Source organism: Candidatus Nitrosotalea okcheonensis (genome assembly GCF_900177045.1).
GTDB classification, from domain to species: domain Archaea; phylum Thermoproteota; class Nitrososphaeria; order Nitrososphaerales; family Nitrosopumilaceae; genus Nitrosotalea; species Nitrosotalea okcheonensis.
Genome location: NZ_LT841358.1, coordinates 854606 through 866273, shown reverse-complemented (window position 1 = coordinate 866273; position 11668 = coordinate 854606). Strand labels below are relative to the sequence as shown.

Sequence of the window (11668 nt, the reverse complement as noted above, 5' to 3'; positions counted from 1 at the left end):
AACATTACACAATATCTGATCGACTGTATTCATAACCCACCCATATTGCCAAGCCAGACTCTTCACTGCCTAATTATTCATCACACACAAGCGAATCTGATTCAACCAACCTCCTTTTACAAAATCCGAACTATCACATGCTAGTTGGTAAAGGCCAAACACAAAGCCAGAAAAATCATCAAAAGACGGACTGGCAGAAAAACAGGATACACGTCAAGGGTTTCCTATCGTTTAAGGGAGATTCCAGTAAAACAAATCCAGGTCTGGAAAGAGGCACAGGCAAGAAAACTTGACCGAGAGGGAATCTCAGAGCTGGCCAAGTCCATCAAAACAGAGGGGCTGCAAAATCCACCCATGGTGCAAAAAGAGGGACACTTGTATCTCTTGATGTCAGGACAACGGAGATTGGCTGCACTGAAAAGACTGGGGGCAAAAAAAATTCCGGTTTTGGTCTTGACTAGGAAAACAGAATACGATACCCCTGATGCCAAGGCAGCTTCTGTTATTGAAAACATCCACCGTAAAAACATGAATGTAAAGGATATGGCTGATGCATGTGCATTTTTGGCCCAACAGATGGGCAAATCAAAGGCTGCTCAATCTCTGGGTCTTTCAATGTCCATGTTCAAAAAATATCACGGTTTTGCTGGGGTGCCAGACAAGCTAAAAGAACTTGTACCAAGGACAATCTCAAGGGATGTAGCAACACGACTGTACCAAATCATTCCGGATGTCTCAAGAGCACTACAAATTGCACATCATATATCAGAGCTTGAACCGCAAACAAAAAAGCGATATCTCAGGGTTTTGGAATGCAATCCAAACTTGTCACATAAAAAAATAATGAAAAAGGCAAGGTCCTTGATATTGCAACAGAATGTCTCATTAAAGTTGTCAAAGAGAAAATCCCATGGACTGGGTGTGCAATCGCGCCGTCAGGATCTACACCCAAGTGAGCTTGCCAACAAAATCATATCTGACTGGCTTGGGAAACGTGGATACTAGTTTTAACGCAAAAGAAATCTATCTGTGTACTATGTGATATCTATTGAACATATCTTGAACTCTGGGTTGCGATGATATCCACTCTGTGAATTTTATTAAAATTCAAAATTATATCATCTTTTAACTGGAACATAAGAACAGATCCCAAACTATCATTTTATTTTAATGCCTATTAACCATACTCTGTACAAGAAAATGGAATCAATGCAAATCCATTACTTGGAAAAATCACTTGTAATAGAGTTGAATAAAAAAATAATTGTAGAATGGAATGAACGGCATCCCGAATTGCCAGAATACATTGCTGAGTCAGGATCTGGACTTGACGAAGTTCTTTCTATGGTGGAAAAAACAGGTAATGATGAGGTGGACCATAAAGACAAAATAATTGTAAAGGCAGCTCATCTTCTAGGCGGTATGTCATGGGCTCAATCGTTTAGTGGGGCAAACAAACGAACCGCAATACTATCTACCACGATATTCTTACGAAGAAATGAATTATCCATCAAATTTCCGCCAGAGGAACAACGTGAATTAAGACAACTCTTGTTTAAAATCCAAGAAGAGAGGGAGAACTTCAGGCAGCGATAATTGATAGACTAATTTTATATATTAGAAAAAACACTAAACCACTATGACCCAAGATGAATCTGATTTCATAGATACATTCATGAAGGAAAATGAACAGCTATTCGAAGATCTTGGAAATGAAATAAAAGACTTTTAGAAGTTATTCTGTTCTTGTAATTTTTTATGTATTGTTTGAAAAAGAAGTAAAAGCAATTGCTTGAAAAAATGTGATTTAATAACGCTTTTCGTAACTTGTGATTACCTTTAACAGAATGTCTAGCATGACTTGTACAATCTTTTAAATGATAAAAAATTGGGTGTGCGGTTGGATGGAATTTATTTGTGCTTGACTGTGGTAAAGACTCCCACGCCTGCTACTACGCCAACTACGACTAGTCCTGCTGCCCATGTCACGGGTTGGAGCGGGCCATGAGGATTGTTGGCATCCGTATACGACAATTGCGCAAAAGCATGTGGGAATATGGTTACAATGGCAAGCAAAACCAGAACGCCAAGTAACGCGCTTGTTGGTTTCAACTTATCTATTGGAGTATTCATGTATTGTTTATCTCGTTGACACATAAAAGACTCGCTTAACATTGTTTAGCAACAACTTTCAGCACATGTTTTTTTAAAATTTCAAGTCATCTGCCGCTGACGTATGATAAATCACACACAGGAAACTGTTCATCCATGTGATGATTTTTGTTGTACTGTTTTTGAACTATTGCCACTGTCTGCTTGTGCTTGCAGCAACAGTTGTGCTGATGCAAACTCCAATTGATGATTATTCTGTCAATTAGGAACATGTCCACAAAAGGGATCTGGATTAAATATCGACAACTCCAACAAGTCATAATTTGCCAGTGCAACCCTCCAAAGAGCAGCAAGAAATCATCCATCTTGATAAAAACACCATAGTCACATCAAACCCGGGAACAGGCAAGACTACAACTCTTTCGCTAAAGGTGCTAAAACTCCTCCAAGATGGAAACAAACCAGAAAATATCCTATGCATCACATTTACTGAAAAAGCCAAGAAGGAGATGTTTGATAAAATATTTGATCTTGCCAAGGGCAAATTTACGGATTCTGACATTATGAAGCTGAACATCCATACATTTCATAGCTTTGCATACAACTATCTGGTAGACTCTGGAATAGTAACAGGAGATATTGTTGAAAACAATGTTCTCCGATATTCCATATTGCAAAGCTTTGAGAAAAACAAGGCATTTACCTATTCCAAAGATTATATCATATCTACAATCGTACCCAAGACAGAAAACGCATTAAGGTACATCAAGAGTTTTGGCATAACGCCAGACAAGATTGATGTCTCAATGGCAAGTTCATTGCTGGATACATCTTACAAAGAAATTTCAACGTCTTATTCGATTGACGAGGTAAAGGCATTTTTGAATTATTTTGTAGAGGCCTACAAATATTATGAAAAATCCAAAAAAGACGCTGTAGACTATTCTGACATGCTTTTGATGTTCACTGATAATTTCCAGGGAAAAAAATTTGATCATGTTCTAGTTGATGAAATACAGGACATGAACGAAATAGAAGCCAAGATTGCAGAGATGGTTGGAAACAACATCTTTCTTGTTGGAGACGCCAAGCAGGCAATATTTGGCTTTCAAGGAGGATCCATCAAAAACTTTCAGAGATTCAAGGAAATCTGCCAGCCCAAGATCCTGTCAACAAACAGGAGAAGCTCGCAACAGATACTTGATTATTCAAAAAAGTTCTTCCTTGACAGAACCCAGAGCAGGCAAATATTTGAGCAGGAACTCGAATCATTCAAGTCGCTAGACACTGGAGTAATACCAAAGATAATATCTACCGGGGCGCCATTTGCCAAGATTTGTCAGATAATGGACGAAAATCAGGGAAAATCAATTGGGATTATAACCAGGACCAACAGGCAGATTATAGAAATATCGCGGTATCTTGATACGAACAATATCAAGTATTCATCAACATCGTCACAGGCAACAACAGAGCAGGCAAAGACTGAGATACTTGGGTTTATCCGTGGATTGATCTCTGACAAGATACAGGACAAGGTCTCTGCTACATTTACTGTCTTTTCTCCATATACTCTAAAGGAGGCATTCGAGATATCCGAAGCCTATCATGATGAGGACAAGGAAAAACTGGAAAAAATTTCGTCATGGGGAATTTCACTAAAAAAATCTGACATTGACGCATTGTTTAACAAAGTAATAGTTCCAGTCTGTGTATCAAAAGGCGCAGAATGGTTTTCTACCGCTCTTGTTGCAAAACAACAGATCAACCAGTATCTGTCTGCGGAAATTCCAACAATAAATGGCCTGTTTGATTTTATCGCAATTTCCGAAGATGCATACATTGAACGAGGCGGGGAATCTAAAATTACACTTACAACGGTACACAAGGCAAAGGGAAGGGATTTTGATGTCGTGATCTATCTTCCAACATCTTCTGCAGCAAGGACAAGTTTTGTGGATATTGTTGTAAAGGCAATATTGCAATCAAAAGGGTTGGATCCAAAAGAAGAGCTTGAGGAAGAGTCTCTTCGAATTGATTTTGTTGCATTCACAAGGGCAAGGAAAAGTCTTTACATCATAACAGATGATAAGAATTCAAAAAATTATCACATTGAGAACTTGTCTGAGATTGAAATTGATGACAAGGAAGATGTGTTGGTTGCAACAAGGCTTGACAATAGATTGTCAGAGGCATTTTCATTGTTTGTGGCAGGAAGATTCAAGGATTCTGAAAAATTGCTCAAAGAAAAGGATACCTGGCTTGAAGAGTTTATAATAAATTACTTCAACGAACTTGATCATCTTTCCTACTCAAGTGTCAAAACAGACCCGTATGATTTTCTTGTTGAAAACATAATTGTAATACCGGCATTTTTTGCAGCAGCAGACTTTGGCTCTAGGGTTCACAAGGCGCTTGCCAGGATTTCAAACAACAAAGCTATGATAGATGACTTTGATGGCGATGTCAGAAAAGCAGTTGAAAATGGAATGGCAGCAGTTGGACAACTCAAATCAGAGTATCCGGGAATGAAGATTTTGGGCGTGGAAAAAAAATATGAACTTGCGCTTGGCTCCATGGTTGAATGCAATGGCGCAGGCCTCATGTTCGAAGGCTATGTTGATGCAATCTTTGAGCATGATGGAGGCTATGTAATAATAGACTACAAGACTGATAAGAACAACAATTACTCGGCAGACCACAAAAAACAACTTGCAGTATATAGGCGAATGTTTTCAGTGCTCAATAAAATTCCAGAGGACAAGATCAAGATTTTTGTTGTCTTTGTTGCACTGAGGGGTTCCATTAATACAGGCAAGTTTGACTGGGAAATATCAAAAGAAAATAAAAATGCATTTCCCACATTTGAAAAGCATCTGAGAACCGTACTGGCATGGAAGGAAAATCCTCAGAAATTCATTGAAGAACTGTTGGATAATCCAAGAGATGATCTATTGTATCGAGCAATAAAGGAAAGACTCACAAAATAAGAAAAGGCGATTGTATCCTGCTACCCCTTAATAAATGGGGCAAAATGATTGGTTCATTGAGAATAAAAGAACTGGTAAAGATCCTAAGCAATGAAAGGAGCATAGTCTATAGTTAGCATCGATGATCTAGGAAGAACGGCATGAGCAATATACGTTTGCTGGAATTGTATTCCACTAGAACTTGACATCAACAAAAATTGTAAACAGAATAATCCTACATCATACATTAATTCTGGATTGAGAAGAAAATTTACATGTTTCCCGGTTCTAATGTAATTAGACTCTTTCAAAGACAATTATCTTAGAATGATGTCCAAACCCTCAATTATCTTTCCATTGCTTGTTAAATCTTTACGCTGGATGACTTTAGTCTATGGATTACAATCAAAGACATGATTGCAATAATAAGAACGGGTATTGCAAATGGAAACTCGGGTACTGCCCCTACTGCATGTGATGTGGTTGGGGTGTTCTGAGTTTCGTTGATATTCAATGTTACAATTTTCATGACTTGAACATTTAATATGGTGGGACCACCTGACTGGCCTGCCTGGGTTGCAAACAAGTATGGTGTAAGCTCCATTTGACCATTATAGTTTGATGGAACGGTAGCAGTTACAGACACGGTCACAACTTGATGAGGTGGAAGAGTTATGGTCTTTGGAAAGGAGAGAAACTGAGAACCATTACCGCTGGCACTAAGTGATACCGTAGTCGTATTATCACTATCTGATAGCAAGCCCCAGTTAAAATTTTGGTTTTCACCAGGTTTCATTTGCAGGGTTATTTTTCCTGCAACTTCTTGCAATGCATAACTACTTGAGATCATTGAAATGAGTGCCACACCAACTATGATGCTGAAATATATCTTCTTCACGTAATGTTTACTTCATATGCATATATTTATCGATTTACGTTACACATTTCTAAAATTCTGATCCTCAAACGGTTCAACTATTTGCATACATATGGAATTTATTATTTGATGATGTAATTTTCATAGACTTTTTTTAAATTCATTTGATATCACATCGACATTCTTGATAAAATTACAATTTTTAGAATCATACAACACATCACCTGATAATGCTTAAATAATTGCGTGTCAACCACCTGATAATGAAAACATTGTTAATCCTGCCGGCTTTGGCTGCAATTGTATTGTTGCTTCCAGCGTCGGCATATGCCGCAGGAGGAGGAGGAAGTGCAACAGGTAGTGTGACCATTGCAGGTACCTGTGGACTAGCGCTAAACACAAACTCAATAGCTTATGGTACAGTTACTCCAGGCCAAGCAGCTAATGCAACAAATAATCCAATTGTTGCAAGCAACACAGGCACTGTGTCAGCTACACTTGTTGTATCGGGAGGCAACTGGACTACTACTGGACCATTAACTGTAATCTATGCAAATGAAACATTTGTGAGCCCATCCGCAATACATGCCAGTCAGATAAATCCTGCCGGACCGCACTTGACTCTCACTGGAACACCAGTGACTCTAACAAATTCGCTTGTACCCGCAGGATCGCTTAATACATTCTGGGCTCTCCTGGCCAAAACATTGGGACCATTTGCAGGCAACTTAACACAAACAGTGACATACACAACTTCGTGTTAACACACCAATTTTCCTTTTTTATCTACTGTAATCTCTACACCAATATTTTATACTGGAATTAAGTTATACAACGATGGATGTACTGTTTGAATCATAGAAACTATTTTATCTGCTCAATAATTCTTTTAGCCTTGATTATTGTTCAAATTGATCAAGCTGCAGCTGTTACAGTAAAATCAACAGTACTGATCATCCCGACACTTTGCAAGGGTCATATAGATCACCTTGATCACATGTTTTTTGCAACCCGAAATGATGAAAAATTGAAAGGAACAGACCAAAATGATCTCATGGTAGGTTTTGAAAATACATTGATTTTTGGAAAAGGCGGGGATGATTGTCTTGTTGGAGGCCATGGCAATAATGCACTGATGGGCGGTCATGACAATAATGTCATCTTGGGCGGTTCTGGAATTAACATCATATTTGTTGGTAATGGCAATAACGTGATAGTTGGAGGTCCTACAAACGATGTGATCTTCTTTGGCAAGGGCAATAATATCATAGATGGGGGTACTGGTCAAAACTATTGCATAGGCAAGATAAATCACAGCATTATTGTAAATTGTACTGTTGTCTCACAGCATGAGCACCATGATGAGAAACCCTCAAAAGACGATATCAAAAACATTATTCTCAATTTTATCTCTGGCAACAACCTGCCAAATTCAGATGGAAAACCAAATAACATTCCTTCATGGATAAAGAAGGATCTATCGTGGTGGGAGAACGATTCGATATCTAACGATGACCTTACTTCTTTGTTACATTATTTCTTCGATAACCAACATTACAAGAATGACAATCATCACGATAACAAATCAAAGTAGGTAATAAAGATAAAAATTAGACCACAAAATTTCTCCTCTATATAATAATCTCAACTTATAATACTTATTCTCATCTCCTAGTCACATGGTAGTAATCCAAATACTGACGCTAAACAATCACCACACATATCATATGTCTAAAAATTCATCACGATGTATCTTATTTTACTTGTATTGACATGTAAATCTGTAAAGTTTTTTACAGCATGGCTATTTTCTTGTATGAGATTTCTTTGTAAACATACATGAAATAATGCCCAAGGCTTGTCTAGATACACACTAAATAGCTGGTTTAACCTAAGTTATAACAATTGAAGAACAGACTTCTTACCATTTGCTTTGTTCTAGTATTATTATCTGGAGGAATGCTTCCATTTGTAGTAAACAGAATTTCGTATGAAGCAGAAGGAATGTTATCTAACACATCACAGATTCCGTTGCATGAAAATTATTTAGTTCTTGCTTCAGGCAACAAGTCACAAATTATGACAAATTCTACAATTAACTGTGAACATGTTTTTATAAAATCGGTCTTTGTAAAGAATCAAAACGTGTCTGAGGTAATTGTTGGATGGAATTCACTTCGGCCAAGCGGCACCATATTTCTTTTTGTACATGATCCAAACGGCAACCTCAAAAGAGAACTCTTCTTGTTTTCTCCAGTGAATTCAGAATGCAGTGGTCAAGAGATCCATACCAGTGGAAACATCACCAATGTAGATTCTGTAATGCATAACAAAATCCATGTGGCAGTAAATAGTACAAACTTCAAACTGTATTTGACTGGTGAAAAATTTGGCAATCTTACATTTGACTTGTTCCAAATGAAAACCTGGCCTCCCAATGTCACATATCAAACCATAACTCTCAAGCAAGGGCAAAGGGAAGATCCATTTATGGTAAGCAAAATAAACAACTATAATGTTACAGGCCTCCACTACCTAAGTTATCCCCTTGCATTGCTGAAGGGAATTCCAGTGACTTTGCACCCGGGAGATTCAGTAAGTAACGGATGCAATGAAATTCTCACACTTGTCACAATAGAGTCAGATCATGCAAGATTTGTTAAAAAGACAGAGCCTGATAATCGTTGCCCAATTTGAATAAACGACCTTTTGCTTGTAAGACGATATGTGAGTTTAAATAATTTGATCTGGAGTTGAACTTGTTGATACGCAGGCTGATTATTTCAATCATTATTCTTGGTAATCTATTTGTTGCAATTCAACCGACTGTTTCTGCTCAACAGACACTAGGGAATGGCAGTAGTACTAACACCTATGTTGTAAATGAAAGCAGCAGTTTACACGTAACTCATATCGGCGAGGTTTCAGTATCCAATCTACCGCGCGTATCGCACCCCGCCTCCGGAGGCATGTTTGTTATACCATTTCATCCAAAAGATCCAGTTTCATATGCTGCAGACAAGAACCATACTGAGGTGGTACAATCTACCACAAGTTTTGCAAAAATTACAGCTGCCCCATCCACATCTGCAAAAATTACAGCTGCTCCGTCAACTTTTACACAGGCTAGCAGCAGTCCTGCCAGCATAACAGCATACCCTCAGTTTGACGGAATAAACGAAGGACAATCATCATGTGGTTGTACTCCTCCTGATGTACAGGTGGCAGCTGGTACAAGCTATGTGGTGGAGATGGTAAACACGGAAGAAGAAATTTGGACAAAAACTGGAACACTGGTGAGTTCGATATCTCTTAGTTCATTTTTTGGAACAGGCACTGATTCTATTTCAGATCCTAGAATACTTTTTGATTCTTTGAGCGGCAGATGGTTTGCATCAATGCTTGATATAACTACAAATAGTGTAGTGATCGCCATATCGAACACTGCTGATCCAACTGCGATATGGACATTGTACAGCATCAATTTTGGTAATTGTGCTGACCAGCCATATATTGGTCTGAGTGATGATAAATTTGTAATAAGCGGTAATGATTTTGGACTAGGATGTAATAGCCCATTTCAAGGAGCAGAATATATTGTTATTAACAAATCATCTCTGTTATCCGGTTCACCTTTAACTTCCTCTGATTACAAGTTCTTTGGTCCAAATATAGGCGAGTTTGCTGTCAGACCTGTCCAAAATCTTAGCTCAAATTCTACTCTCTTCATGGTAAGCGATGATGGTACATCAAGTACTAACCTTTATTTTTATAAGATTGTTGGATCAACTCCAAACGTTTCCATTCAAAAAATCACACTCCAAATAAACCCGATTAACAATCCTCTTAACGCGTTACAGAAAGGAACAACTGTGCCATTGGACACTGGTGATAACAGAATTGAGGATGCAGTTTGGTTCAAGCAGAGATTATGGTTAACACTCAATGATGGTTGTACTCCAAGCGGAGACTTGCAATCTCGTGCCTGTGTTAGGTTGACAGAGTTGAACACCACTACCTCTTCGGTCTTGCAAGACTTTGATATTGCAAAACCGAATTTTTACTTTTTTTATCCATCTCTTAGTATTGATAGCAACTCTGCACTAAATGTCGTTTTTGCAAACTCGTCTGCAAACAATTATCCGAGCATAATGTTTACGGCTCAAACTCTGTCCGACCCTGCAAATTCTGTTGAACCTCTTCAAATTCTCAAGACTGGCACTGCTGCCGTAACATTTCTCTCAAGTCAAACAGGAGGAATTGCACGATATGGCGATTACTTTGGGTCCGGAGTTGACCCATCAAATCCTGCACATGTGTGGATGGCAGGAGAATATGGATCTACTGCATCTTTATGGGCAACTCATATAGGCAATACGAACGCTATACCTGTTGCTAATGCAGGTCTGAATCAAACCGTAACAAGTGGTAGCACTGTTACACTAAATGGAATTGCAAGTTCTGATTCTGACGGTGATCCTCTTTCATATTCATGGACTCAGGTGGCAGGACCTGCTGTGACATTATCCAATCCAAATTCTTCCACTCCCTCATTTGTTGCGCCAACTGTAACCTCCAGTACAATACTTACATTCAAGCTTGTTGTAAGCGATGGAATTGTAGGTAGTAACCCATCAACTGTTAGTGTAACTGTAAATCCACCAACATGCGGTGTATCTTTATCGCAGACTACAATCACTTATGGCACTGTCAAGCCTGGAACCACTCCGGTCAATGCGACAAACAACCCAACTAATCTGAGTAACACTGGAAGTACCACTTCCACTCTTACGGTAAGTGCTGGCAACTGGACAGGTGTAGGAAGTACAGTATTCATATTGGTAAACGAGACCGCTTTTGCAACATCGCCAATTACTTCCTCAGTTATTCCAACACATCTTAATCTCAATGGAAACCCGGTGACAATTTTGTCCAATTTTGTAGGAATGTCGACCATACAAACATACTGGCAGTTGATACCAAAACTATTCCACACAACCACCGGTACCCTTACCCAGTCTATGACATTTGCTACATCATGCTAGTTAACTTTCAGACTTGATATGTATACACATCTCCAATATGGCATTTTGGAATTTATCATATCCAAAATAAAATGGTAGAGAGTTATGTTCAAGCCTGCATTGATTGACTGCCTGGTACCACTGATGATGTCGAACTTGTGTATTGATCCAAGTCTTGTAGATAGGACTTGGAAATATCAAGTCAATTTCCAAAAATATCATTCTAGTTAAATCTGTACTAGCCAGACTTTTTGAGCAACGCAAGCTCAGGCAGTGCTAGAGCAAAATGAATGTGTATACAATCGTCATCTTCATCTTGGGTACAATACATCTTGTTTTGTTTAAGATATACCTCTACTAGTTTTCCTATCTTGTGATCCTTGAGTATCAGAGTCTCCCCTACACTGATCTTTTCAAGAAACGGTGCATATCTCTTCAGAAAATCGTCCTTTTCAGCATTCAATAAAAGAGTCTCATTTACATAGTCTACAAGAGACAATCCCTTTTCTTTTGCCTTGCTCTTTACTTTTTGATATATTGCCTCTTCTATGGCAACAGTTGGCTTGCGTTTCTGCTTGTCTTTTATTGGCATGTACTTGACATGGTATGATATTAACTTGAATATATGTTTTACATGTTACTTGCACGTAGGTAAAGAGTTCTCAACAAGTAAACTTTATTATCAT

At 38.4% G+C, this 11668-nt stretch carries 10 protein-coding genes; 7 read left to right on the top strand and 3 right to left on the bottom strand.

Features of this window, described 5'->3' with window-relative positions; all coding sequences use genetic code 11:
• The first annotated feature begins 144 nt into the window (after positions 1-144).
• Together BQ3481_RS05210 and BQ3481_RS05205 are read left to right on the top strand one after the other, a co-directional pair.
• On the top strand, positions 145-1005 hold the full coding sequence (locus tag BQ3481_RS05210; RefSeq protein WP_231911874.1) for a ParB/RepB/Spo0J family partition protein: 861 nt from the start codon (positions 145-147) through the stop codon (positions 1003-1005).
• Positions 1006-1209: 204 nt separating this feature from the next.
• Complete coding sequence (locus tag BQ3481_RS05205) at positions 1210-1596, top strand: Fic family protein (protein WP_162287744.1); 387 nt, start codon at positions 1210-1212, stop codon at positions 1594-1596.
• Between the two features lie 315 nt (positions 1597-1911).
• Here BQ3481_RS05205 and BQ3481_RS05200 read toward each other — a convergent pair whose 3' ends face one another.
• Positions 1912-2133, bottom strand: coding sequence for a hypothetical protein (locus BQ3481_RS05200; protein WP_157927314.1), 222 nt, complete (start codon positions 2131-2133; stop codon positions 1912-1914).
• 308 nt (positions 2134-2441) lie between these two features.
• On the opposite strand from BQ3481_RS05200, the gene BQ3481_RS05195 reads away from it, so the two are divergent.
• Entirely contained in the window at positions 2442-5102 is a 2661-nt protein-coding gene (locus BQ3481_RS05195; protein WP_231911899.1) for a UvrD-helicase domain-containing protein, read from the top strand.
• A gap of 343 nt (positions 5103-5445) precedes the next feature.
• Here the strand turns inward: BQ3481_RS05195 and BQ3481_RS05190 are convergent, their stop codons facing one another.
• A complete protein-coding gene (locus BQ3481_RS05190) occupies positions 5446-5979 on the bottom strand; it encodes a hypothetical protein (RefSeq protein WP_157927312.1) in 534 nt (177 codons plus the stop codon).
• A gap of 242 nt (positions 5980-6221) precedes the next feature.
• On the opposite strand from BQ3481_RS05190, the gene BQ3481_RS05185 reads away from it, so the two are divergent.
• From BQ3481_RS05185 to BQ3481_RS05170, 4 genes are all read left to right on the top strand, one after another.
• Positions 6222-6722, top strand: coding sequence for a hypothetical protein (locus tag BQ3481_RS05185; RefSeq protein ID WP_157927311.1), 501 nt, complete (start codon positions 6222-6224; stop codon positions 6720-6722).
• Positions 6723-6808: 86 nt separating this feature from the next.
• Positions 6809-7552: a calcium-binding protein gene (locus BQ3481_RS05180; protein ID WP_162287743.1), complete on the top strand. Its 744-nt coding sequence runs from the start codon at positions 6809-6811 to the stop codon at positions 7550-7552.
• Positions 7553-7863: 311 nt separating this feature from the next.
• Positions 7864-8655 (top strand): hypothetical protein, encoded by a 792-nt coding sequence (locus tag BQ3481_RS05175; protein ID WP_157927309.1) that lies wholly within the window; start codon positions 7864-7866, stop codon positions 8653-8655.
• A gap of 62 nt (positions 8656-8717) precedes the next feature.
• Positions 8718-11003: a PKD domain-containing protein gene (locus tag BQ3481_RS05170; RefSeq protein WP_157927308.1), complete on the top strand. Its 2286-nt coding sequence runs from the start codon at positions 8718-8720 to the stop codon at positions 11001-11003.
• Between the two features lie 217 nt (positions 11004-11220).
• Here BQ3481_RS05170 and BQ3481_RS05165 read toward each other — a convergent pair whose 3' ends face one another.
• Positions 11221-11574 (bottom strand): hypothetical protein, encoded by a 354-nt coding sequence (locus tag BQ3481_RS05165; RefSeq protein ID WP_157927307.1) that lies wholly within the window; start codon positions 11572-11574, stop codon positions 11221-11223.
• Positions 11575-11668: the final 94 nt, after the last annotated feature.